The organism is Streptomyces sp. NPDC058469, from assembly GCF_042721125.1.
Lineage (GTDB): Bacteria > Actinomycetota > Actinomycetes > Streptomycetales > Streptomycetaceae > Streptomyces.
Window position 1 is genome coordinate 27,933 of sequence record NZ_JBHXME010000059.1, and the last position, 22,843, is coordinate 50,775.

The window sequence follows — 22,843 nt, forward strand, 5'->3', positions numbered from 1 at the left end:
GCCTCTACGGATCGTCATCACAGGTACATCGGAAACGTGGCGTGGACTGCGAAACCGTGCGGCCGGGATGCGTCCCGCTTCAGGATCACCCGGGCCGCGCGGACGTCGACGGGGTCTCGCCCGGCCAGCATCATCGCCTGGAGCAGGACCCGGCCGAGAGGTTCGGGGCGGGAGGGCCAGGACGCCTCGATGGTCAGACGGGGGCGGGTGGATTGGGCGAGCCAGCGGTGGATGACCTGCTCGTTGGCGGTGACGACCTGTTGGGTGGCCCATTGGGCGGTTTCGTGGTCGGGGTAGGTGGCGGTGCGGGTACGCATGCCATGACTCCTGCCGGTGCGAATTACGCGGAAACCCAGTGCGGCGGGTGCTCTTCGCGCATATGGGTGGTGAAGGTCTCGACGATGAGAGGTAGCCAGTCCGACCAGTCAAGGATGCCTGATCCCAGGCCGTGTTCGACCTCGAAGAACCGGTGCAGTGATTCCTCGCTGTGGAAGATGGCCAGTGCTTCCGTGCACTCTGCCACGAGAGGGGGGAGGTACCACAGACAGATGGGGTGGCGGTGGCATTCATCCATGAAAAGTTGGAGTCCCTCGGACTCGGTCATGTCGTCCTCGGTGGCGATTCCGTCCTGGCCGTAGTAGTTCGACAGGAACTCGCTCAACTGAGGGAAACGAGAGGCGAGTTCCGGGCTTGTGGGGACAGCTCGGGAAAGTTTGGTCACGAAGCCCGACTTCCAGGACTCGGTGTGCGTGGCGATGCCCCGCAGTACCGTCCATGGTTCGTCCGTCTCCCAGCCCGTCGTCATCTCTCTCAGGTCATCGGGCACCACCCCGGTGCCTGCGAAGCCCGGCTCCAGGGCATCGGCCATCAGACGAACCTCGGCGGCGACCTCGTAGAGGTTTCTTCCGCCTCTCTCGCCCGCAAGCCACAGGGACCGCAGCGAGGGCTCCAGCGCGGCCGCGTGTTCCTCGATCGGATCGGGGGCGCGATGACGGAACGCCGACAGCAGCGTCCGCGCTCCCGAGAAGCGGAAGTAGTTGATCGTCTCTTCCTCAAGCATGCTGCTGTGTCGTTCCTCAGTTGTCTGTGGGCGTGGAGGTGATGAGCGTGAACGGCGGGTCCATGCCCGGGGCGGGTTTTACTCGGATCTGCACGCCGTGAGACTGGACCACGTTCGGCTCACGATGCGAACTGATTGCTTGCTGGTACTCGTCCTTGGTAATGCTGCTGCCGGTCACCGGGCCTTGGGCATCACGGTAGAAGAAGGGCTTGTTCGACGGTTGATACGGAGGCCCGCTGTTCAGGTAGTCCCTGATCGCGTCCTGGTTCTTGTCGATGGCCAGCTGTGTGAACTTCTGGGCATCAGCCAGATTCTTGAAGGTGGATGCCGCAGGAATGTTGCTCTGGTCGCGCAACCGCTGCACGAGCTGTGCGTCGGTTTTCCCGATGTGCTTGTCGACGCCGTGCGAGTTCTCGATGTATTCCTGGTTCGCCAGGTCGAGGGGATACCTGTGGTTTCCCGCCGAATCGTTCGGCACGGTCCACTTGTGTTCCTTCTTGAAGTCGTTGAGCGCACGCGCGCCGAAGGCCTCGGCCCTGGCCTCCTCCGCGTCGAACGTGGGCGCGCTCCGGAGCGCCTCGTCCAACTCCCAGTCCAGTTCGAGGAGTTTGGCAGCGGCGTCGCTGAAAGCCTGCTGGTAGATCTCGACGGCCTTGTCCGCGGCCTGCCGGTCCATGTGCCTGCGGAAGGCCATCACCAACTCGCCGAACATGTCGGTGGCCGCGAGTTTGAACAGTTCCAGCGGGTCGAGTCCGGTCGTCAGGTCCACGACCATCCCCTTAGCCGCCGTCTTGGCGAGGTTCTCGGTGGTCGTCCGGCAGGTGCGCACGACCAGGGCCAGGTCGGCGCAGGTCTTTTGGACGGTGTCGGCGGTGTGGTGCAGCACCTCCAGGATCGGGCGGCGTTGCGCGGGTGCCACCGTTCCCGAGGTCTTCCAACTGCGGCCGCCCTGCTGCGCGATGTTGCCCCGCGCGTCACGGTTGCGGCCCCAGGCGGTGGTCCCCCAGATCGCCTGGCAGAACGACTTCATCGCGCCCTGCCATTCGCTGTTGCCCTGTGGATCGGTCATGTAGTCGATGGCGGCGGTGAAGTTGTCGCCCGCCTTCAGCACGGTGCCCGCCGTCTCTCGCCATGCGGTGGCCATCCCCTTGAGGTCGTCGTCGCGTGCGCCCGGGGTGATCTCGTGGGTCTTGCCGAGGTTGAGCCCGTACTCGATGGCGGGCCGCATGACGTCCGCGAGGAAGTCCGGGATCTCACCGAGTGCCCCGGAGATGGCCCACGAGTCGGCGTCCTCGCCTGTCCCGGACCACTTGATGTCGTTGATCTTCCCGTAGTCGGGCTGTCTGTCGATGACGGCCGGCGGGGTGCGGCGGGGCGGCGGTCCGTACATACCGCGTGAAGACCAGTCCGCCGCCTGGTAGTTGTTGGCGGTCACGGTCAGACCGACCGCGACACCGCCCACGCTCAGCACGCTGGTCGCCCAGACCTTGACGAACTTCTCGGCGATCTGCATGTAGACGTTGGCGAAGGAGTCCGGGCCCCATCCGGTGCCGGCCGACTGGCTGTACTCATTGAGTGCGCCGACCAGTCGGGTGGCTCCCTTGTCGTAGTCGAACTGTCCGTCGCGCACCACCGCCGACGAGTAGTAGAGGTGCGGCGGCTGTACGTCGAAGCCGCCACCGGCGTTCGGCGCGGCCGTCTTCAACTGGTCGCGTTCCTGCTGGCGTTCGGCGTCACCGGGGCGGTCTGTCATCAGGCCGCTCCCCAGCCGCGCAGCACCGCCCGATGAGCCGCCGCGTAGTTCGAGTGACCGGTGGTGACATATGAGTGCAGCCACTTCTGCGCGGCCTGCAGATCCTGCGCCGAGCGGTCCCACTCGTCGAGCTTCTGGACGAAGACCTCGCGGGCCTCGCCCTTCCATGACAGGACGACCGGTTCGGCGCGGTCGTAGAGGTCGTCGAGTTTGCCGTTGAGCTGCTTGAGGATGTCCTCCAGCTCGGCGGCGAGGTCGTGGAGCGTGGCGAAGGAGACGGCTATGTGGTCGTCGTCGGCGGAAGCCCCGGTCGACATGATCCCCCTGGATATCGGTCGGCAACTACGGCTGGGCGCTGGGCACTTGACGGCTCGCGTGCGGAAGGATCAGAAGGAGTCGAGGCTGCTGCGGGGCGGCGGCGTCGGCGTATCTCCTGTCGCCTCCACGTTGGGCGTGGACAGCTTGTCGACCTCGCTGCCGACGTTCACCTGGATCTTCCGCATCCGCTCCAGCACCTCGATGTCGTGCGCGGAGAAGCCGTCCCGGCTCATTCGCACGGCCTGCTCCAGCAGCTTCATCACTTCGCGGATGCGTACGGCGTCCTCGGTCGCCGCGCGGTGGAACTCGCGGTACGCCGTCGCCGCCGGGCCGCGCCAGCCGGCCTCGATGCGGTCGACGATCGCGTCCATGCGCCTGACCTGCTTGTCGAGGTGGTCCTGCATGTCGTCGAGGTCGCCGGCGAGCTTGGTGAGGTCGGTGGACGTGACGTGCAGGTCGGGGCCGCCGCCCCCGCCTCCGCCCTCACCGATTCCGGGCACTGTCATGCCGTATCCCCGTCCCCGTCACGTCGGCATCACATGGCACTTGCGGTTGCAATGATCCTACGGACGACAGGGATTTCGGAAGCCTTCAAGTCGGCGTGGGGCGGGCTCCGTTGGATGTTTCGGGATGTCCAACTCCGCCCAGACGGTCTTGCCGACGGTGAGCTTCTCCACGGCCCAACGGGCGGCCAGCGTACGGACGATGAGCAGGCCCCGGCCGAACTGGTCGTCGGGGCTGGAGGTTTGGGGGTACGGGAACCGCTCACCTCTCGGGTCGGTGACCGCGACGCGCAGTGCGTTGCCGGTGAAGGACGTCTCCACACGGAACAGGCGGTCCCGCAGGCACCCGTGAAGTAAGGCGTTCGTGCACAACTCCCTTGCCAGGAGCGCCGCGTCGCCGGCGGAGTGGGGATGTCCCCAGGTGGTGGTGAGGTGGGCGACGTGTCTGCGGGCGCGGGGGATGTTGATCGGGTACGGGGTGTAGGTGACGGCGTCGTAGTGGTCGTACGGGCCGTAGGGCTTGGGGAGTCCGGGAGGACAGGAGTCGGTCACCGGGGCGCACCTCCTTGTGCGATGGGGGGACGAGGGCCAGGTGGGGTGGCTCTGCCGTGCTGCACCGGGTGCGGGCAGCGTGGTGCACTTCCACCAACTGGTGTCGCTGGGTGGGTGGTTCGGTACTGACGGTAGCGGCGCGCGGGGTTGGCCAGCAAGTATGAGGCCATAAATTTCTACTCGAACTTGCTTGCTCGCAGTGCGACGACGGCACAGACTGTGACCAACTCGTCGGGAGGGAGCGCGAGATGGCAGGTCGGAACCCTGATCGCGGGGTGTCCGTGTCGACCGTGCTGGCGCGGCGGCTGGGCGGTGAACTGCTTCGCATGCGTGAGGTGCGGGGGCTGCGTCAGGCGCATGCCGCCGAGGCGTTGTCGGCGTCGGTGGCCAAGGTCGCGAAGATGGAGCGCGGGCAGGTGCCGGTTCGCGACCCGGACATTCGCGCGCTCTGTCACCTGTACGGCGAGACGGCCGAGCCGGTGATCGGGCGGTTGCTGACCCTTGCGAGGACGGACCGTGAGAGACGCAAGGCTCGTGGTTGGTGGAACCAGTACCCGCAGCTTTCCGCGATGGTCGAGTACGTGGCACTGGAGGACATCGCCACCAGCATGCGTACCTGGGAACTCGCCTTTGTTCCCGGCCTGTTGCAGACCCCGGACTACGCGCGGGCGGTGGCCGTCGGTGCGGGATCGTGGGAGGACCCGGGCGAGATCGAGCCCTTCGTGGAGGCCAGGCTGGCTCGTCAGGCTCGACTGCGTTCGGAGCGGCCACTGGAGTTGTGGGCTGTGGTGCACGAGGGAGCGCTACGCCAACTCGTGGGCGGCCGTGCCGTGATGAAGGAGCAGCTCGGGCATCTGCTGGATCTGGCGCGCACGGGCACGGTGACTTTGCAGGTGGTGCCCTATCTGGCAGGTGCCAACCCGGGCATGATCGGCGCGTTCAGCATTGTCTCGTTCGCCGAACCTGGTGCCCTGGACGTCGTACACATGGACGTACCCTCTTCTACGCTCTGGTTGGAGAGCGAGGATGACGCAGCCCGGCACGGTCGGATCTTCGACCGCATCGCACGGGTGGGACTTGCGGAGCGCAACGCTCTCGACCTGATCGAAGCCATTCGCAAGGAGATGTAGATCCGGTGACAGAGTTCGTGTTCGTCAAGTCCAGCTACAGCGGCGGAGATGCTGGACAACAGTGCGTCGAAGTCGCCCGCAATGCTCCTGGCGCGGTGGTCGTTCGTGACTCGAAGGACGTGGACGGGTCGATACTCCGGCTCACCCGCAATGCATGGGCGGCATTCACCAGAGACCTGTAGACCGTGCTCCGCTTCGTGTTCGTCAAGTCCAGTTACAGCGGCGGGAACGCCGGCCAGGAATGCGTTGAAGTCGCCCGCAACCTCCCCACCACCATCGCCGTCCGCGACTCCAAGGAACCGAACGGACCGATACTCCAGGTCGCCCCCTCAGCCTGGGCGGCGTTTACCCCACACGCGGCGACCTCCCCCATGAAAGTGTGACACTTCCACCCGAACTGTCACACTTTCGCGCCCCACCCTCCCGGCGGGACCACGACGAAGGGCCCGCCGCTGGCATGCGGCAGGCCCCTTCCGTACCGAATAAAAGCGAGCTGACCGAACGTCAGCCGATCTTTGCGAAGCCGTAGTTGAGGAGCTTCTTCGCGTCCGTCTCGCGCTGGGTGACCGACGTCGACGCGAGGACCGTGCCGATGACCGTCTTGCCGTTGCGGGTGGCGGCGAAGACGAGGCAGTACTTGGCCTCGGGGCCGGAGCCGGTCTTCACGCCGATGGTGCCGCTGTAGCTGCTGAGCAGGGTGTTCGTGTTGGTCCAGGCAGCCATCGTGCGGGTGCTGCCGGTCTTGGTGATCGTCTTGGCCTTGTACGACTTGGTCTTGACGACCGTCTTGAACGTGGCGTTCTTCATCACGTTGCTGGCGAGCTTCGTCAGGTCGCGCGGCGTCGAGTAGTTGTTGCCGTTGCCGATGCCGTCGAACGAGTCGAACTTCGTGTTCGTCAGGCCCAGCGACTTCGCCGTCGAGTTCATCTTCCCGATGAACGACTTCACGCGCGCGGCCCGCGTCGAGCCCGCGCCGAACTTGTCGGCCAGCGCGTACGCCGCGTCGCAGCCCGACGGGAGCATCAGGCCGTAGAGGAGCTGGCGGACGGTGACCTTGTCGCCGACGATCAGGTGGGCGGAGGAGGCGGTGTTGGCGACGATGTAGTCGCTGTACGCCTTCTGGATGGTGACCTTGGCGTCGAGGTTGAGGTTCGACTGGGAGAGCACGACCTTCGCGGTCATGATCTTCGTGGTGGAGCCCGTCGACCGCTTGGTGTCCGCGGCCTTCGTGTAGAGCGACTTGCCGGTGGCGTTGTTCATCACAAAGCCGCCCTTGGCCACGATCGACGGCGTCGTGACAGCCTGCGCGGGTGCCGCGGTCAGGGCCCCGGTCGCGAGCACGGCGCCTGCGGTCACGGTGACCGCGGCGGCTCTGCGGAAGCGGCTGCCCTTGATGCCGGTAATGGCAGTAATCAACTGAGGTACCCCGAATACGTTGAATGCCCCTGAGGAGCGGCCCAGTTGGAGGGGGGAAAGGAAGGGCCGCACGTGTGTGACACGTAAGTAGCACAGAAGGTTGTGCGGTTGCTGCGCCGGGTTCCCCGAATGTGTGAAACGCCCCCGAGAACCGGCCGCGGAAACTCACGCCGTGGACGCACCCCCGTAGACGCGCCCCCGGCGTCCCTCGGTTCCGTCTGGTCCCGTCCGACTTCCGCCCCGCTTCCGTCCGCATCCTGGACGCCCGTCCTCATGCGTACGTGTTGTATCTATGCTGTCCTCATGCCGTACCCGTCCCCGTCTCCGTCCCTCGCCTCACCACCCGCCGTCAAGCAACCCCCCGCCGCCGACCGCGTCTACACCCACGTCAAGCAGGGTGTCCTGGACCGGCGTTACGAGGGCGGCACCCTCCTCACCGAGGGCGAGCTCGCCGAGGCTGTCGGAGTGTCACGGACGCCCGTGCGCGAGGCGCTGCTGCGGCTGGAGGTCGAGGGGCTGATCCGGCTCTACCCGAAGAAGGGCGCCCTGGTCCTGCCCGTCTCCTCGCAGGAGATCGCGGACGTGGTGGAGACCCGGATGCTCGTGGAGCAGCACGCGGTCCGCAAGGTCGTACCGGCGTCGCCGACGCTCATCGCCCGGCTCGAAGAACTCCTCGACCGGCAGAAGGAACAGGCCGCCGCCGGGGACCTCGCCGGCGCCGCCGTCACCGACCGCTGCTTCCACGCCGAGATCGTCCGCAGCGGCGGCAACGAGATCCTCTCCCGGCTCTACGACCAACTCCGCGACCGGCAGCTGCGGATGGGCGTCGCCATCATGCACTCGCACCCCGACCGCATCGCCAAGACCCTCACCGAGCACGCGGCGATCCTCGACGCGCTGCGCACCGGCGACGCCGAGGCGGCCGCCGGGATCGTCCATCAGCACGTCGACTGGTTCTCCCACCTGGCTCGGGGCGAGGTCCGATGAGCAGCGGCAGTTCGAGTTCCGCTTCCGCGATATCCCTGCCCGGTGATCCGCCCGGCGGCCGGCGCGCCCTCGCTGTGTGGGGCATCGGCGTCTCCGTCTACTTCGTCGCCGTCATCTTCCGTACGTCCCTCGGTGTCGCCGGCCTCGACGCCGCCGAGCGTTTCCACGTCAACGCCTCGGCCCTGTCGACGTTCTCGATCCTCCAACTGCTGGTCTACGCGGGCATGCAGATACCCGTCGGCCTCCTCGTCGACAGCCTCGGCACCAAGAAGGTGCTGACCATCGGCGTGGTCCTCTTCACCGCCGGCCAGCTGGGCTTCGCCTTCTCGCCCTCCTACGGCACCGCCCTCGCCTCCCGCGCGCTGCTCGGCTGTGGTGACGCGATGACGTTCATCAGCGTGCTGCGGCTCGGCACCCGCTGGTTCCCGGCGCGGCGCGGCCCGATGGTCGCGCAGCTCGCGGGCCTCGCGGGAATGGCCGGAAACCTCGTCTCCACGCTGGTGATCGCCCGCCTGCTGCACGGCATCGGCTGGACGGCCGCCTTCGCGGGCAGCGCGCTCGCAGGCGTCGTAGTCCTCGTCCTGCTCCTGCTCTTCCTGAAGGACCACCCGGAGGGCCACGAACCGGCCCCCTCCCCGCACCGCGGCGCGGCCTACGTCCGCCGCCAGATCGCCGCCTCCTGGCGCGAACCCGGCACCCGTCTGGGCCTCTGGGTGCACTTCACCACCCAGTTCCCGGCGATGGTGTTCCTGCTCCTGTGGGGCCTGCCGTTCCTGGTCCAGGCCCAGGGCCTGTCCCGCGCCACCGCCGGCGAACTCCTCACCCTCGTCGTCCTGTCCAACATGCTGGTCGGCCTGGTCTACGGCCAGATCGTCGCCCGGCACCACACCGGGCGGCTGCCACTGGCGCTCGGCACGGTCGGCGCGACGGCGCTCGTGTGGGCGGTCACGCTTCTCTACCCCGGTGACCACGCGCCGATGTGGCTGCTGATCGTGCTGTGCACCGTGCTCGGCTCCTGTGGACCCGCCTCGATGCTCGGCTTCGACTTCGCCCGCCCGGCCAACCCGCCGGAGCGTCAGGGCACCGCCTCCGGAATCACCAACATGGGTGGTTTCGTGGCCTCGATGACGACCCTGTTCGCGGTCGGTGTGCTCCTCGACGCGACCGGCGACAACTACTCGATCGCCTTCTCGGTGATCTTCCTGCTCCAGGCGATCGGCGTCAGCCAGATCCTCCGGCTACGGCGCCGGGCGGCCCGCCGCGAGAGCGAACGGCTGGTGGCGAGCCGGGTGGAGACGGTGCACGTGCCGGCGTGAGCCTCTTTCAGGCCGGTACGAGCGTGAGGTAGGCGATCCCCAACACGCCCCGGTAGCTCATCCACTGGGACCGGTGCCGGTCGAGGCGCTCGCGGGTCGCTGCGGCCAGCGGATGGTCGCCGTGCCCGGCGAGCCACACCTCCGCGTCCGCCTGGTACCCCGACTCGAACTCCTCCCACTCGTCCGCGTTCGCCGTCTCGACCCACTCGGGACGGAAACCGGCCGCCACCGCGAGGTCGACGAGCATCGCCAGATCGTGGTGCTCGTCGGCACGCGCCCCCGGCCACATGCCGGCCAACTCGGCCGGGGTCGGCGGGCGTTGCCAGAACCCCTCACCGAGCATCACACGCCCCCCGTCGACGACGAGCCGCCGCAACTCGGGCAGGGCCTCGACGGTGTGCCGGGGAGGCTCCTCGGCGCTCAGGGCATGGCTCGCGCCCAGACACAGCACCAGATCGGCCGGCCCGCGCACCGTCCCCACGGCCGACTCCTCGACGAACTCGACCCGCTCCGCGAGCCCCCGCGCCCCGACACCCCGCGCTTCCGGTACGGCGGCCAGGACCCGGAGCATCAACTCGCCCCAGCCGCACCCGAGGTCGAGCACCGTGCGCGGTCCCGTACCGGCCAGTCGCCGCACGATCCCGGCGGCGCGCGCCTCGGAGAGCGGGTTGTGAAAGGCGAGGCGGGTGAGCCGGGGAGGCCCGTCGTCCACCTCGGTGGGCGTTGTGTTCCCGGTTGCTGGCGTCACGTCAGGCACGCGGCGGAGGCCAGCGACAGATGGTCGGCCGCCAACAACGAATTTCCGCCCCGCCGCTGCTACTTCGTGACCGTGAAGTTCCGCAGTATCGACGCCGACAGCTCCGGATCGCCGTCCGCCTTGACGCGGTCCGCCACCGTGCCGAGGGCGACCCGCCCGCAGGCCAGCCGCACGTACGTCTCCCAGTCGAGGATCAGGGTCGCGGCGGGGCCGAGCGCGGGGGCCGTCTCCAGGGAGCCGCGGCCCTGGATGTCGACGCGGATCGTACGGAGGAACTCGATCGGGCCGTGCACGTCGAAGACGACCGCCGAACTGCGCGGTGCGCCCGAGTCGTCGGCGACCACCTTCGGGAGCGCGGCGAGGAGCACGTCACGGGCGATGTGCGCGCCGGGCGAGTCCAGGTTGCCGGGGCGGCCGAGGGCGGCGCGCAGATCCTGCTCGTGCACCCACACGTTGAACGCGTGGTTCCGCATCGACTCTTCGAGCGTGACCTCGGTGCTGACGTGGCCGCGCACCTTCGTGCCGGGGTCGCGTGACTCGTTCCGCAGCTGCCGGTTGCGGCGGATGATCGTGTACTCCAGCTCCGACGTCATCTCCGGCGCCGTGTGGTGGCGTCGTACGTCGACCTGCATCTCCATGTACCGCTGGTGCTCGTTGGTGACGTGGTAGAGGTCGCGCGGGAGGGTGTGGATGGGGCGCGGGTCGCCGAGCATCTCGTTGTCCAGCCCGATGACATGCGAGACCACGTCACGCACCGACCAGCCCGGGCACGGCGTTCGCCGGTTCCACTCTCCCTCCACGAGCGGGGTCACCAGCTCGGATATCGATTCGATGGAGTGGGTCCAGGCGTCGGCGTAGGGCTGGAGAGTGGGATGCAGACTCACGGAACGGGACCCCTCGGCGGTCGGTACAGGTCAGGCGGTACAGGTCTGGTGATGGCGGCGTTGCCAGCGGGAGGTGGCTGTCGGCGGGTGTCTTGAAACTCCCCCAGTTCTCGACTGCGCTCGAGCCTGGGGGGACCCCCAAGTTACGCTGCTGTGAGGCACCTCGGCAGTGCTTTCGTGTGACGATCGTAGGCCCGTGTGAACGGCTCGAATGCCAGGACGGTGGTAGTGTGCGCGCCTCCCTCATCCAGATCGCCGTAGAAGAGGGCGAATCGGTCGAATCTCGTCGGGGTCGGGTGGCATCGCTCGTCCGCGAGCAGGCCGGTGCCGATCTCGTCGTCCTGCCGGAGCTGTGGACCACGGGCGCGTTCGCCTACGAGCGGTTCGCCGACGAGGCCGAGCCGCTGGAGGGGCCGACCTACGAGGCGATGGCCAAGGCGGCGAGCGACGCGGGCGTATGGCTGCACGCGGGCTCGATCCCCGAACGGACTGCGTCTGACGGCGGCTCCGCCGCGGGGGAAGGCCCCCTCTACAACACGTCCCTCGTCTTCTCTCCCTCCGGTGAACTGGCCGCCGCCTACCGCAAGATCCACCGCTTCGGCTTCGACAAGGGCGAGGCCGTGCTGATGGGCGCGGGCAGCGAACTGGTGACGGTCCGTCTGCCCGAGACGACCCTGGGTCTGGCCACCTGCTACGACCTCCGTTTCCCCGAACTCTTCCGCGGCCTCGTCGACGCCGGCGCCGAGACCCTCGTCCTCCCCGCGGGCTGGCCCGAGCGCCGCCGCTCCCACTGGACCCTCCTGGCCCAGGCCCGCGCGGTCGAGAACCAGTCGTTCGTCCTCGCATGCGGAACGGCCGGTACACACGCCGGAGTTCCCCAGGCGGGTCACTCGATCGTGGTCGACCCTTGGGGCGAGGTTCTCGCGGAGGCGGGCGCGGGCGAGGAGATCCTCACGGTGGACTTCGACCCGGCGAAGGTCGCGACGACCCGGGAACAGTTCCCGGCCCTCAAGGACCGCGTACTGGGACGGGAGCCCTAGTCCTCCCGTTCCTTCTCCGCCAGGTGGATCACGCATACCGCTACCGCGATCAGGAGTGCCGCGTCGGCGTCGTCCCGGACGATGTCGACGCCGTAGGTCTCCCGGATGTGGAGCCAGCGGCGGGAGATCTGGGCGAGGAGTTCGCCGTCGTAGTCGACGCCGAACTCGCGGTCGAGGACCTTGCCGCTGACGTCGAGTTCGGTGCCGTCGACCAGGGACACCTTGTAGTGGTTGCGCAGCAGTGAGAACCGCTTGTGTCTGATGGTCGCCAGGGGCTCACCGTCCCGTTCGATGACCATCGTGTCGCGCAGGGCGAGCATCTTCTTGTGGATGTCGATGAGCACGCGCCCGTGCGTGTCCTTCAGCTCGAAGGTGTCCCTGATCCGCATGGCCTTGCCGTCGACCAGGAACACCTTGTTGCCGTGCTGGTCCTCGATCCAGTAATCCTCACCGAAGCCGAGGATCCGATCGCGTACGAGGAATCTCATGCCCTTACGGCTTCCCCGGCAGCCGGTCCGAAACGCCGCCGATAGGCCGACGGGCTCAATCCGGTCTCCCGCCGCAGCCGCACCCGCAGGTTCGCGCCGGTGCCCAGGCCGCACCTCGCCGCGACCACGTCCAGCCGTTCCTCCCCGCGCTCGATCAACCGGCACGCCAGCGCCACCCGCTCCCCGGTCAGCCACGCCAACGGCGTCGTCCCGAGCTGCGCCCGGAAGCGCCGGTGCAGGGTCGCCGGGCTGACCGCCGCCCGGGCCGCCAGACCGGCCACGGTCAGGGGCTCGCCCAGCCGCTCCTGCGCCCACGCGAGCAGCGGGGCCAGGGACTCGTCCGGTACGTCGGGCAACGGCCGCTCCACGAACTGCCGTTGCCCCCCGTCCCGGTGGGCCGCGAAAACGAGCCTCCTGGACACCGCGTTGGCGATCTCGGCGCCGTGGTCCCGCCGTACGACATGCAGCCCGAGGTCGAGCGCGGCGGCGCTGCCGGAGGCGGTGAGGATGTCCCCCTCGTCCACGAAGAGGACGTCCGGTTCGAGCCGCACGCGCGGGTGCAGGGTGCGGAAACGGTCGGCCCACATCCAGTGGGTCGTGGCCCGGCGCCCGTCCAGCAGCCCGGCCTCGGCGAGCGCGAAACTCCCGGTGCACAGGCTCATGACACGGGCCCCGCGCGCGTGGGTGCGCCGGATGGCGTCCAGGACGGCGGCACCGCGCGGTACGACGTTGTCGGGCCGGCCCGGCACGACGAGGGTGTCCGCCGTGTCCACCGCGTCGAGACCGTGCGCTCCGGTGAGGGTGAAGAACCCGTGGTTCATCCGCACCTCACGCGCGGGCGTGCACACCAGCACCTCGTACAGCGGCCCGGGCAGGCCGAGTTCGGGCCGGGGCAGTCCGAACAGCTCGGTGGCGACACCCACCTCGAAGGGGTTGGTGCCCTCGTCGACGATCACCGCGACACGGTGGGGCTGCGACGGAGGACGCTGAGAGGATCCTTGCGGCATGTGCGATTCCTAGCACTCGCAGGGCGCCCCCACCACCCCCGACGATGACTTCATGACGACCACCACGGAACCCGTCTCCCTGCCCGCCGCCCTCGCCTCCTTCACCGACCGGTGGAGCCCCCGCATCGTCACCACCGTCAACGACTACGACGTACGCGTCGCGAAGGTCGAGGGCGAACACCTCTGGCACACCCACGACCACACCGACGAGTTCTTCCTGGTCCTGGACGGCGAACTGCACATCGCCCTACGGGAGTCGGCAGGCTCCGGCGAACGCACGGTCGTGCTCCCCAAGGGCTCCGTCTTCACGGTCCCGCGCGGCACCGAACACAAGCCCTACGCCCCCGTCCCCACCGAGATCCTCGTCCTCGAACCGACGGGCACCCTCTCGGTCGGCGACCACCACGAGGCCGTACCGGACCACGTGGACGCCACGACGGGGCACGCGCTGGCGTGACTGTCAGACGGGGGTCCCCCCGCGCCCTTAAGGCAGTGGGGGAGAGTGGCACTCTTGATCCATGACCGATGCATCCCCGGCCCCCACTCCCCGACGAGCCCGCGTCCGCGCCCCCGAGCTGACCGGCAAGGGCGGCTGGCTGAACACGGGCGAGAAGCAGTACACCCTCGCCGACCTGCGGGGACGCATCGTCATCCTGGATTTCTGGACCTTCTGCTGCATCAACTGCCTGCACGTCCTCGACGAACTCCGTGAGCTGGAGGAGAAGCACCGGGACACGGTGGTGATCATCGGCGTGCACTCGCCGAAGTTCGTGCACGAGGCCGAGCACCAGGCGGTCGTGGACGCGATCGAGCGGTACGGCGTCGAGCATCCCGTGCTCGACGACCCGGAGTTGGCGACCTGGAAGCAGTACGCCGTCCGCGCCTGGCCGACGCTGGTCGTCGTCGACCCGGAGGGGTACGTCGTCGCGCAGCACGCGGGCGAGGGGCACGCGCACGCCATCGAGCGCCTGGTGACGGAGCTGGAGACCGAGCACACGGCGAAGGGCACGCTCCGGCGCGGCGACGGTCCGTACGTGGCACCGGAGCCGGAGCCGACGGTGCTGCGTTTCCCCGGCAAGGCGCTGGCCCTGCCGTCCGGCAACTTCCTGGTCAGCGACACCACCCGGCATCAGCTGGTCGAGCTGGCGGCGGACGGGGAGACGGTCGTACGCCGGATCGGTTCCGGTGCGCGCGGCCTGCACGACGGTTCGGGCGACTCCGTCACCTTCAACGAACCGCAGGGCCTCGCCCTCCTCGACGACGGCTCCGTCGTCGTCGCCGACACCGTGAACCACGCCCTGCGGCGGCTCGACCTCGCCACCGGTGCCGTGACCACCCTCGCGGGCACCGGCCGTCAGTGGATGCAGGGCGAGCCCACCTCGGGGCCCGCGCGCGAGGTCAGCCTCTCGTCCCCCTGGGACGTGGCCTGGTGGCAGGGCAAGGTGTGGATCGCCATGGCCGGCGTCCACCAGCTCTGGGCCTACGACCCCGCCGCCGACCCCACCGATGACACCGTCGCCGTCACCGCCGGCACCACCAACGAGGGGCTCGTCGACGGGCCCGGCCCCGAGGCCTGGTTCGCGCAGCCCTCGGGACTCGCCGCGACCGCCGACCGGCTGTGGCTGGCCGACTCCGAGACGTCCGCCCTGCGCTGGGTGGACCTCGACGGCGCCGTCCACACCGCCGTCGGCACCGGACTCTTCGACTTCGGACACCGCGACGGACCGGCCGAACAGGCGCTGCTCCAGCACCCGTTGGGCGTCACCGCGCTCCCGGACGGCTCGGTCGCAATCAGCGACACGTACAACCACGCCCTGCGCCGCTACGACCCCGCGACCGGCGAAGTCACCACGCTGGCCACGGACTTGAGGGAGCCGAGCGATGCCGTGCTCGTCGGTGACGAGATCCTGGTCGTCGAGTCGGCCCGGCACCGGCTGACCCGGCTGCGCCTGCCGGAAGAGGCGGTGCGGGTCGAGTCCGTCGCCCATCGCACCCAGCGCGCTGCCACCGAAGTCGCCCCCGGTGAGCTGCGGTTGGACGTCGTCTTCCAGGCCCCGGCGGGCCAGAAGCTCGACACCCGCTACGGCCCCTCGACCCGGCTGCTCGTCTCCGCGACCCCGCCCGAGCTGCTCGTCGAAGGTGAGGGCGCGGGCACGGACCTGAACCGCGCCCTGACCCTCGACCCGGCCGTGGCGGAAGGCGTGTTGCACGTCTCGGCGATGGCGGCGTCCTGCGACGACGACCCCGCCAACGAGTACCCCGCCTGCCACGTCCACCAGCAGGACTGGGGCGTCCCGGTCCGCCTCACCGACGGCGGGGCGGACCGTCTCCCCCTCGTGCTGGCCGGCATGGACGACCAGGACGCCTGAAACGGGGGATCAGCCGACCATCAGATCAGTGACGGGGGACCGACAGGGCCCGACAAGGACCTGTAGGGACCGACAGGCTCAGCGGCGGCGCGGGCGCGGCGCCGGCTTGTAGAGCGCCAGGCCCGCCGCCACCAGCGTGGTCGGTGCAGTTGTCGGTGACGACGACGATGAGGTCCGGCTTACGGGTCTGCCGCCACAGGCCCTCGATCGCGGCACCGATGCGGTCCGCTTCGTTGTGGGCCGGGATCAGGACCACCAGCCGTGGTTCGAGCACGGCAGCGGCCCCCCATGGCGATCGTGAGACGGGCCCGGGGCTGCCTCTCCCCGGGCCCTCACCTGCACAGAGTCTTCACGGTGTTCACACAACCCCACCATGCGAACCGCGTCGCGGATTGCTCACGGTTGTCTGTGGATGTCCTGTGCGGGTGATTCGGCCCGAGTGCGGGGTACGTCCACGTATCCGCCGTGGATGACGTGGCTGCCGTGGATCCGGCACCCCTGCCCCTTGGCCGTCCGCGTGGGATCAGGCGCCGTAGCCACCGCGGTAGCCGCGCGACTCGTCGTCCTCGACGACGGTCGTCTGACCCGGTATCAGCACACGTCGGCGCCGGGCCATGCTGGTGAACGTCACGACGCCGATCAGCCCGACGATCATGAGAATGACGCCGACCAGGTCGAGATTGACCCCCTGCATGTGCCAGTCGGTCGCGAACGTGAGTATCGCGCCGACGGCGATGAGAATGATGCATCCGCCCAGGCCCATGAGTGTCGCCTCCCTGCCGGTCCGCTCGTTCCGGTCCGACTCCGGGTACCCGGGAAGGCAACACCCATGCGCCATGCGGGAGTTGACTAACCCTCCAGGAAGGCGAGCAGCGCGTTGGCCAGCAGGAACGGGTCCCGGTCGCCGCAGAGTTCGCGGGCGCTGTGCATCGAGAGGATGGCCACGCCGATGTCGACGGTCTTGATGCCGTGCCGGGCCGCGGTGATCGGGCCGATCGTCGTGCCGCAGGGCATGGAGTTGTTGGAGACGAAGGTCTGGAAGGGCACGCCGGCCTTCTCGCAGGCGGCGGCGAACACCGCGCGGCCCGAACCGTCCGTGGCGTAGCGGTTGTTGACGTTGACCTTGAGGATCGGTCCGCCGTTGACGCGGGGGTGGTGCGTCGGGTCGTGCCGCTCCGCGTAGTTCGGGTGCACCGCGTGACCTGTGTCGGAGGAGAGACAGACGGTGCCGGCGAAGGCCCGCGCCCGGTCCTCGTAGGACCCGCCGCGTGCGAACACAGAGCGCTCCAGGACCCCGCCGAGCAGCGGCCCGTCCGCGCCCGTGTCGGACTGCGAGCCGTTCTCCTCGTGGTCGAAGCCGGCCAGCACGGGGATGTACGGCAGGTTCTCGCGGGCGGCGGCGGAGGCGAGGGCCGCCAGGCCCGCGTGCACGGACAGCAGGTTGTCCATGCGCGGAGCGGCGACCAGCTCCTGGTCGCGGCCCAGGTAGGCGGGCGCCTCCACGGAGTGGGTCATCAGGTCCCAGCCGGTGACCTCGCCCGGCGCGAGCCCCGACTCCTCCTCCAGGAAGGCGATCAGGTCGCCGTCGCGGACGTCGTCGCCCAGGCCCCAGATCGGCTGGAGGTGCCGCTGCTTGTCCAGCTTGAGCCCGTCCGCCGACACGGAACGGTCCAGGTGGATGGCGAGTTGGGGCACCCTGAGCAGCGGCCGGTCCACGTTCACAAGGCGCGTCGAACCGTCCCGCAGGGTCAGCCGGCCGGCGAGACCGAGATCGCGGTCGAGCCAGGAGTTGAGCAGCGGCCCGCCGTAGATCTCGACGGCGACCTGGCGCCAGCCGTGCCCGCCTGTGTCGGGACGCGGTTTGACCCGCAGGTTCGGGGAGTCGGTGTGCGCTCCGACGATGCGGAAGGGGGTGTGGGGTGCCGCACCTTCGGGGACGAACCAGGCCACGATCGCGCCACCGCGCAGCACGTATTTGCCGCCGCTCGTCCCGTCCCAGGCGTCCGTCTCGGCGACCTGCCTGAAGCCGGCCTTCTCCAGCCGCTCGGCGGTGTTCGCCACGGCGTGGTACGGCGTGGGACTCGCCGCCAGGAAGGACAACAGGTCGTCGGTGTGGCCGCGGTCGAAGCGGGAGGGTTCGCTCATGGGGTTCACCTTAACGACGTACGAGGGCCCGCTCCCGGCGCCGGGAGCGGGCCCTCGTAAGGGCGATGTGGGGTTTCGCGAAGCTGTTCCGGTCTGTCCCGGAACGTGGTGCGTGGCTGGTGCGGGGCAGACGGGAATGGTCGGGCAGGCCTTTAGAAGGCTGCCTCGTCCAGCTCCATCAGGTCCAGTTCTACGCCCTCGGCGACCTTGCGGGCGAGGGTCAGGCCGGGCAGAACGTTGGCCGCGAAGAACTTCGCGGCCGCGATCTTGCCGGTGTAGAACGCGCGGTCCTTGGCGGAGGCCGTCTCCAGCTTCTCCGCGGCGATCGCCGCGCCCTTGAGGAGCAGGTAGCCGACGACGACGTCACCGGAGGCGAGCAGCAGGCGGGTGGTGTTGAGGCCCACCTTGTAGATGTTCTTGACGTCCTGCTCGGTCGCCGCGAGGTCGGTCAGCATCAGGCCGACGATGGCCTCCAGCTCCACGGCCGCCTTGGCGAGGTGCTCGCGGGCGCCCGCCAGATCCTCGCCCCCCGTCCCCAGCGCGAGGAACTTCTTGATGTCCTCGGCGAGGGAGTTGAGGGCCGCGCCCTGGTTGCGGACGATCTTCCGGAAGAAGAAGTCCTGGCCCTGGATCGCGGTGGTGCCCTCGTACAGGGTGTCGATCTTGGCGTCCCGGATGTACTGCTCGATCGGGTACTCCTGGAGGAACCCGGAGCCGCCGAAGGTCTGCAGCGACTGGGCGAGCTGCTCGTAGCCCTTCTCGGAGCCGTAGCCCTTGACGATCGGCAGGAGGAGGTCGTTGAGCGCGTGCTCGGTGGACGTGTCCTCGCCCTCGGCCTCCTTGACGGCGATCGCGTCCTGGATCGACGCGGTGTACAGCACCAGGGCGCGCATGCCCTCGGCGTACGCCTTCTGCGTCATCAGGGAGCGGCGCACGTCCGGGTGGTGCGTGATGGTGACCTTGGGCGCGGCCTTGTCGCCGAAGGCCGCGAGGTCGGAGCCCTGGACGCGCTCCTTGGCGTACTCAAGGGCGTTGAGGTAGCCGGTCGACAGCGTCGAGATGGCCTTCGTGCCGACCATCATGCGGGCGAACTCGATGATCCGGAACATCTGGCGGATGCCGTCGTGCTTGTCACCGATCAGCCAGCCCTTGGCCGGGTGGCGGTCGCCGAAGGTCATCTCGCAGGTGTTGGACGCCTTGAGGCCCATCTTGTGCTCGACGTTGGTGGCGTAGACGCCGTTGCGTTCGCCCAGCTCGCCGGTCTCGACGTCGAAGAGGAACTTCGGGACGAGGAAGAGCGACAGTCCCTTGGTGCCCGGGCCGTGGCCCTCGGGACGGGCCAGCACGTAGTGAAGGATGTTCTCCTCCATGTCGTGCTCACCGGACGTGATGAAGCGCTTGACGCCTTCGATGTGCCACGAGCCGTCGTCCTGCTGGATCGCCTTCGTACGGCCCGCGCCGACGTCCGAACCGGCGTCCGGCTCGGTCAGCACCATGGTCGAACCCCAGGTCCGCTCCACCGCGAGCTGCGCGATCTTCTTCTGTACGTCGTTGCCCTCGTCGTAGAGGATGCCGGCGAAGGCCGGGCCGGAGCAGTACATCCACACGGCCGGGTTCGCGCCGAGGATCAGCTCCGCGTACGACCAGATCAGGGACGGGGGAGCCGTCGTACCGCCGATGGCCTCGGGGAGTCCCAGCCGCCAGTACTCGGACTCCATGAAGGCCTTGTAGCTCTTCTTGAAGGACGCCGGCACGGGCGCGGTGTTCGTCTCCGGGTCGAAGACCGGCGGGTTGCGGTCGGCGTCGGCGAAGGACTCCGCCAGCTCGTTCTCCGCGAGCCGGGTCAGCTCCGCCAGGACGCTCTTCGCGGTGTCCGTGTCCATCTCCGCGAACGGACCGGTTCCGTACAGCTTGTCGCGCCCGAGGACCTCGAAGAGGTTGAACTCGATGTCGCGGAGATTCGACTTGTAGTGCCCCATGGCGACGACTCCGTAGAGAGATATGTACAACGAGATGTGTATCGAGCTGCGTACGTGGTGCGTATCGAGATCTGTACCAAGTAGTAGCTACGATGATGCTACCCGTCGGTAATAAGAAGCAACCCCAAGCCGTCCATCTGTGACTCAGTACTCTTGCTCGCATGTACGGCTACGACCAGAACGTGGGCGCTCAGCAGGGGTACGTCCCGCCCCAGCAGCAGATGGCCGGTGGCGCGGGCGGCTACGGCCAGCAGCCACCGCTCTACCCCGAGCCGTCCCCGCCCTCGCTCGCGGACGCGGTGCGCGCGTTCACCACCGGGCAGATGGCGGCCGAGGACTTCCAGCAGGTCTTCGCGACCTCCAAGGTGTACTGCCCGCGCGGCGACAACCCGGGCTTCCTCGCGCTCCACAACACCCAGCAGCCGGTGATCCCGATGTTCACCTCGCTGAAGGAACTGCGCCGCTACGCCGGCAAGGAGTCCAAGTACTTCGTGATCACCGGCGCCGAGGTCATCGACCTGCTGCCGACGGGCTACGGCTTCGTCGTCGACATGGAGGGCGAGCACCGGATGGTGTTCGACGCGAAGGCGGTCGAGCAGATGGTGGAGTTCGCGATGCGGAGGATGTACGGCTGATCGCGGCCCCCTGTCGGTCGCTTCATCCCGGCGTGAGCCCGGAGGGAATGCCCTCCGGGCTTCTTCTGTTGTGGGGTAGCAGAAAGTTCAACGCTCAACTAAACTCGACGCACAAGGAGGTCCCGACATGCCTGCAGTGACCGTAGAGAACCCGCTGACCCTGCCCCGCGTGGCCGCGCCGGCCGACGCCGTGGCACGTCCCGTGCTCGCCGTCTCGACCGCGCCGAGCGGATTCGAGGGTGAGGGCTTCCCGGTGCGCCGCGCGTTCGCCGGGATCAACTACCGCCACCTCGACCCGTTCATCATGATGGACCAGATGGGCGAGGTGGAGTACGCGCCGGGAGAGCCCAAGGACTCTACCAGTTGGGTGCGTACGTCGGTAGACGGTCGCTGAGCTGCGGAAACTTCCACCTGAAGGAGAGTCACCATGCCTGCCGTAACCGTCGACAACCCTCTGACGCTCCCGCGTGTGGCCGCCTCGGCGGACGCCGTGGACCGTCCCGTACTTGCCATCAGCACCGCGCCGAGCGGCTTTGAGGGTGAGGGCTTCCCGGTACGTCGTGCGTTCGCCGGGATCAACTACCGCCACCTCGACCCGTTCATCATGATGGACCAGATGGGCGAAGTGGACTATCAGCCTGGGGAGCCGAAAGGAACCCCGTGGCACCCTCACCGTGGCTTTGAAACGGTCACGTACATCATCGACGGCGTCTTTGACCACCAGGACTCCAACGGCGGTGGCGGGACCATCACCAACGGCGACACGCAGTGGATGACGGCGGGCGCGGGCCTGCTGCACATCGAGGCGCCGCCGGAGTCGCTCGTCGTGTCTGGTGGGCTGTTCCACGGGCTTCAGCTCTGGGTCAACTTGCCTGCTAAGGACAAGATGATGCCGCCGCGCTACCAGGACATTCGCGGTGGTCAGGTGCAGTTGCTGACGACTCCTGACGGTGGCGCGCTGCTGCGGGTCATCGCTGGTGAGCTGGACGGCCACCAGGGTCCCGGCGTCACGCACACGCCGATCACGATGGTTCACGCGACGGTGGCGCGGGGTGCGGAACTCACCCTGCCGTGGCGTGAGGACTTCAACGGCCTGGTGTACGTCATGGCGGGCAAGGGCTCGGTGGGCGCGGATCGTCGTCCGATCCACCTGGGGCAGACGGCTGTGTTCGGTGCTGGCTCGGCGCTGACTGTTCGCGCGGACGAGCAGCAGGACGGGAACACTCCGGACCTGGAGGTCGTCATCCTCGGTGGTCAGCCGATTCGTGAGCCGATGGCGCACTACGGCCCGTTCGTCATGAACACCCGCGAGGAACTCCAGCAGGCGTTCGAGGACTTCCAGAAAGGGCGGCTGGGCACGATTCCGGCCGTGCACGGGATGTCTGAAGGCGGGCTGTAAGTCTCAGCAGAGCGCAAAAGCCGAAGGCCCCGTCCTTGACGACTGGACGGGGCCTTCGGCTTGGGGTCGTTTAGCTCTGGTGCCGGTTGGTGCTCAGTTCTTTGGTGAGCGGCCCTGGCGTGATGAGTGGGGCGCAGTCCGCGCAGGCGTACACCCTGAAGCTTGGGCCGCTAGGACGCTGAACGTCCTGGACGGGCACGGGGGCTTCTGTGTTGCGGTCGCATCGGCAACAGACTTGGACGCTCATACTGCGGCCCCCACGCGGACGGTGCGGCCGTGGGGGCTGAGGTGGACGCCGTGGATGACGTAGGGGCCGACGTCGATTCCGCGCGTGGCCATGTCGAGTGCCCAGAGTCGGTGCGCCTGGAGTCGTTGCTTCGGTGTGGTGGGACGCCTGCGGGGCGGGGCGTCGATATAGGGACGCACGGGATTGATGGTGTCGACGAACGGCAGGTTGGCGGCTGCGTCGGCTGCATAAGGGCTCTTGTGGGGCGGCAGCGGCCTGCGGTGGGGCTTCGGGTCCGGTGCGGCCGTGATGGCCGGCGCAATTGTGCGGCGCGTGCCAGTCGCAGGAAATAGGAGAGTGCAGAGGGCGCGGAGTGCCCGCGCGATAAGGTCTGCCACGTTCGTCAGCTCCTTGGGCTGATGGGCCACGCCCCGGGACGGCTGCAACCGTCGCCGGGGTCTTTCGTGAGCGAGACTAGCGCTACCTGTAAAAGCCTGTAAAGGTCTGTAAGTGCCTGTCAGGGGATGCCGCCATTTCATCGGCCGGATACCTTCGGCGCATGGAGTACGGGCCTGACGACCAGGTGGAGCGCGACGCCCCGGCCGCGCCGTTTGAGCAGCTGACCGGGATTCTGCGAGCGCGCTTGCAGCGGGGTGACTGGAAGACCAACCGGGCCATTTCCAGCGAGAACGCGCTAGCTGATGAGTACGGGCTCTCTCGTCCGACCGTCCGGCGCGCTCTCGCCGCGTTGGCGGAAGAGGGCCTCGTCTACGCGGTGCCGGGGCGCGGGACCTTTGTTTCGGAGAAAGATCCTGCGGGACCCACTGGCGCATCTGAGTGAGCAGGAACCCGAGAACGGCGCGCCGCTAGGGTTGATGG

At 68.4% G+C, this 22,843-nt stretch carries 27 protein-coding genes and 1 pseudogene; 12 read left to right on the top strand and 16 right to left on the bottom strand.

Annotated elements, in window-relative coordinates; genetic code table 11:
* Positions 1-17 precede the first annotated feature (17 nt).
* The 6 genes from ACFWP5_RS24620 to ACFWP5_RS24645 all read right to left on the bottom strand — a co-directional run bounded on the left by ACFWP5_RS24620 (position 18) and on the right by ACFWP5_RS24645 (position 4,186).
* Positions 18-317, bottom strand: a complete 300-nt coding sequence (locus ACFWP5_RS24620; protein WP_384160391.1) for an RNase A-like domain-containing protein — start codon at positions 315-317, stop codon at positions 18-20.
* A 23-nt stretch (positions 318-340) separates the two neighbouring features.
* Positions 341-1,060: a hypothetical protein gene (locus ACFWP5_RS24625; protein WP_384160394.1), complete on the bottom strand. Its 720-nt coding sequence runs from the start codon at positions 1,058-1,060 to the stop codon at positions 341-343.
* A 16-nt stretch (positions 1,061-1,076) separates the two neighbouring features.
* The gene (locus ACFWP5_RS24630; RefSeq protein ID WP_384160397.1) at positions 1,077-2,813 is read right to left on the bottom strand and encodes an RNase A-like domain-containing protein; all 1,737 of its coding nucleotides are present in this window, start codon (positions 2,811-2,813) and stop codon (positions 1,077-1,079) included.
* The gene (locus ACFWP5_RS24635; RefSeq protein ID WP_384160400.1) at positions 2,813-3,130 is read right to left on the bottom strand and encodes a WXG100 family type VII secretion target; all 318 of its coding nucleotides are present in this window, start codon (positions 3,128-3,130) and stop codon (positions 2,813-2,815) included. The genes ACFWP5_RS24630 and ACFWP5_RS24635 overlap by 1 nt, the downstream gene beginning before the upstream one ends.
* A gap of 69 nt (positions 3,131-3,199) precedes the next feature.
* Positions 3,200-3,637 carry a WXG100 family type VII secretion target gene (locus ACFWP5_RS24640; RefSeq protein WP_384160402.1) on the bottom strand — a complete coding sequence of 146 codons (438 nt, stop codon included), beginning with the start codon at positions 3,635-3,637 and terminating at the stop codon, positions 3,200-3,202.
* Positions 3,638-3,694: 57 nt separating this feature from the next.
* Entirely contained in the window at positions 3,695-4,186 is a 492-nt protein-coding gene (locus tag ACFWP5_RS24645) for an ATP-binding protein (RefSeq protein ID WP_384160405.1), read from the bottom strand.
* Between the two features lie 248 nt (positions 4,187-4,434).
* Between ACFWP5_RS24645 and ACFWP5_RS24650 the strand changes: the two genes are divergently transcribed.
* The 3 genes from ACFWP5_RS24650 to ACFWP5_RS24660 are packed head-to-tail and all read left to right on the top strand — an operon-like array spanning position 4,435 to position 5,699.
* A complete protein-coding gene (locus tag ACFWP5_RS24650) occupies positions 4,435-5,316 on the top strand; it encodes a helix-turn-helix domain-containing protein (RefSeq protein WP_384160408.1) in 882 nt (293 codons plus the stop codon).
* Between the two features lie 5 nt (positions 5,317-5,321).
* Positions 5,322-5,498, top strand: coding sequence for a DUF397 domain-containing protein (locus tag ACFWP5_RS24655; protein ID WP_384160411.1), 177 nt, complete (start codon positions 5,322-5,324; stop codon positions 5,496-5,498).
* 15 nt (positions 5,499-5,513) lie between these two features.
* Positions 5,514-5,699 carry a DUF397 domain-containing protein gene (locus tag ACFWP5_RS24660; RefSeq protein ID WP_384160479.1) on the top strand — a complete coding sequence of 62 codons (186 nt, stop codon included), beginning with the start codon at positions 5,514-5,516 and terminating at the stop codon, positions 5,697-5,699.
* 121 nt (positions 5,700-5,820) lie between these two features.
* Here ACFWP5_RS24660 and ACFWP5_RS24665 read toward each other — a convergent pair whose 3' ends face one another.
* Positions 5,821-6,732, bottom strand: a complete 912-nt coding sequence (locus ACFWP5_RS24665) for a D-alanyl-D-alanine carboxypeptidase family protein (RefSeq protein ID WP_384160414.1) — start codon at positions 6,730-6,732, stop codon at positions 5,821-5,823.
* 303 nt (positions 6,733-7,035) lie between these two features.
* On the opposite strand from ACFWP5_RS24665, the gene ACFWP5_RS24670 reads away from it, so the two are divergent.
* Together ACFWP5_RS24670 and ACFWP5_RS24675 are read left to right on the top strand one after the other, a co-directional pair.
* Positions 7,036-7,719 carry a GntR family transcriptional regulator gene (locus tag ACFWP5_RS24670; RefSeq protein WP_384160417.1) on the top strand — a complete coding sequence of 228 codons (684 nt, stop codon included), beginning with the start codon at positions 7,036-7,038 and terminating at the stop codon, positions 7,717-7,719.
* Positions 7,716-9,035: a nitrate/nitrite transporter gene (locus ACFWP5_RS24675; RefSeq protein WP_384160420.1), complete on the top strand. Its 1,320-nt coding sequence runs from the start codon at positions 7,716-7,718 to the stop codon at positions 9,033-9,035. The genes ACFWP5_RS24670 and ACFWP5_RS24675 overlap by 4 nt, the downstream gene beginning before the upstream one ends.
* A 7-nt stretch (positions 9,036-9,042) precedes the next feature.
* On the opposite strand, the gene ACFWP5_RS24680 is transcribed toward ACFWP5_RS24675, so the two are convergent.
* On the bottom strand, positions 9,043-9,783 hold the full coding sequence (locus ACFWP5_RS24680) for an SAM-dependent methyltransferase (RefSeq protein WP_384160423.1): 741 nt from the start codon (positions 9,781-9,783) through the stop codon (positions 9,043-9,045).
* A gap of 68 nt (positions 9,784-9,851) precedes the next feature.
* The gene (locus tag ACFWP5_RS24685) at positions 9,852-10,676 is read right to left on the bottom strand and encodes a maleylpyruvate isomerase family mycothiol-dependent enzyme (RefSeq protein WP_384160426.1); all 825 of its coding nucleotides are present in this window, start codon (positions 10,674-10,676) and stop codon (positions 9,852-9,854) included.
* A 230-nt stretch (positions 10,677-10,906) separates the two neighbouring features.
* On the opposite strand from ACFWP5_RS24685, the gene ACFWP5_RS24690 reads away from it, so the two are divergent.
* Entirely contained in the window at positions 10,907-11,716 is an 810-nt protein-coding gene (locus ACFWP5_RS24690; RefSeq protein ID WP_384160429.1) for a carbon-nitrogen family hydrolase, read from the top strand.
* Here the strand turns inward: ACFWP5_RS24690 and ACFWP5_RS24695 are convergent.
* Together ACFWP5_RS24695 and ACFWP5_RS24700 are read right to left on the bottom strand one after the other, a co-directional pair.
* Positions 11,713-12,204 carry an LURP-one-related/scramblase family protein gene (locus tag ACFWP5_RS24695; RefSeq protein WP_384160432.1) on the bottom strand — a complete coding sequence of 164 codons (492 nt, stop codon included), beginning with the start codon at positions 12,202-12,204 and terminating at the stop codon, positions 11,713-11,715. The genes ACFWP5_RS24690 and ACFWP5_RS24695 overlap by 4 nt on opposite strands.
* A complete protein-coding gene (locus ACFWP5_RS24700; RefSeq protein ID WP_384160435.1) occupies positions 12,201-13,211 on the bottom strand; it encodes a helix-turn-helix domain-containing protein in 1,011 nt (336 codons plus the stop codon). The genes ACFWP5_RS24695 and ACFWP5_RS24700 overlap by 4 nt, the downstream gene beginning before the upstream one ends.
* Before the next feature lie 52 nt (positions 13,212-13,263).
* On the opposite strand from ACFWP5_RS24700, the gene ACFWP5_RS24705 reads away from it, so the two are divergent.
* Positions 13,264-13,668 (top strand): cupin domain-containing protein, encoded by a 405-nt coding sequence (locus ACFWP5_RS24705; protein WP_384160438.1) that lies wholly within the window; start codon positions 13,264-13,266, stop codon positions 13,666-13,668.
* Between the two features lie 61 nt (positions 13,669-13,729).
* Positions 13,730-15,580: a thioredoxin-like domain-containing protein gene (locus ACFWP5_RS24710; RefSeq protein WP_384160441.1), complete on the top strand. Its 1,851-nt coding sequence runs from the start codon at positions 13,730-13,732 to the stop codon at positions 15,578-15,580.
* 25 nt (positions 15,581-15,605) lie between these two features.
* Here the strand turns inward: ACFWP5_RS24710 and ACFWP5_RS24715 are convergent, their stop codons facing one another.
* From ACFWP5_RS24715 to ACFWP5_RS24730, 4 genes are all read right to left on the bottom strand, one after another.
* On the bottom strand, positions 15,606-15,854 hold the full coding sequence (locus tag ACFWP5_RS24715) for a glycosyltransferase (protein ID WP_384160444.1): 249 nt from the start codon (positions 15,852-15,854) through the stop codon (positions 15,606-15,608).
* A gap of 249 nt (positions 15,855-16,103) precedes the next feature.
* Positions 16,104-16,343 (bottom strand): DUF6458 family protein, encoded by a 240-nt coding sequence (locus tag ACFWP5_RS24720; RefSeq protein WP_384160447.1) that lies wholly within the window; start codon positions 16,341-16,343, stop codon positions 16,104-16,106.
* An 86-nt stretch (positions 16,344-16,429) separates the two neighbouring features.
* Positions 16,430-17,725, bottom strand: coding sequence for a M18 family aminopeptidase (locus ACFWP5_RS24725; protein WP_384160450.1), 1,296 nt, complete (start codon positions 17,723-17,725; stop codon positions 16,430-16,432).
* Between the two features lie 152 nt (positions 17,726-17,877).
* The gene (locus ACFWP5_RS24730) at positions 17,878-19,704 is read right to left on the bottom strand and encodes an acyl-CoA dehydrogenase (RefSeq protein ID WP_384160453.1); all 1,827 of its coding nucleotides are present in this window, start codon (positions 19,702-19,704) and stop codon (positions 17,878-17,880) included.
* Positions 19,705-19,865: 161 nt separating this feature from the next.
* Here ACFWP5_RS24730 and ACFWP5_RS24735 point away from each other — a divergent pair, with 161 nt between their 5' ends.
* From ACFWP5_RS24735 to ACFWP5_RS24745, 3 genes and pseudogenes are all read left to right on the top strand, one after another.
* Positions 19,866-20,339 carry an SseB family protein gene (locus tag ACFWP5_RS24735; RefSeq protein WP_384160456.1) on the top strand — a complete coding sequence of 158 codons (474 nt, stop codon included), beginning with the start codon at positions 19,866-19,868 and terminating at the stop codon, positions 20,337-20,339.
* 127 nt (positions 20,340-20,466) lie between these two features.
* A pseudogene (locus ACFWP5_RS24740) lies at positions 20,467-20,676 on the top strand (pirin family protein); the annotation flags it as partial.
* Positions 20,677-20,766: 90 nt separating this feature from the next.
* Positions 20,767-21,738: a pirin family protein gene (locus tag ACFWP5_RS24745; protein ID WP_384160459.1), complete on the top strand. Its 972-nt coding sequence runs from the start codon at positions 20,767-20,769 to the stop codon at positions 21,736-21,738.
* 243 nt (positions 21,739-21,981) lie between these two features.
* On the opposite strand, the gene ACFWP5_RS24750 is transcribed toward ACFWP5_RS24745, so the two are convergent.
* Positions 21,982-22,164 carry a hypothetical protein gene (locus tag ACFWP5_RS24750; RefSeq protein ID WP_384160462.1) on the bottom strand — a complete coding sequence of 61 codons (183 nt, stop codon included), beginning with the start codon at positions 22,162-22,164 and terminating at the stop codon, positions 21,982-21,984.
* Between the two features lie 359 nt (positions 22,165-22,523).
* Between ACFWP5_RS24750 and ACFWP5_RS24755 the strand changes: the two genes are divergently transcribed.
* Complete coding sequence (locus ACFWP5_RS24755; RefSeq protein ID WP_384160465.1) at positions 22,524-22,805, top strand: GntR family transcriptional regulator; 282 nt, start codon at positions 22,524-22,526, stop codon at positions 22,803-22,805.
* The last annotated feature ends 38 nt before the right edge of the window (positions 22,806-22,843 follow it).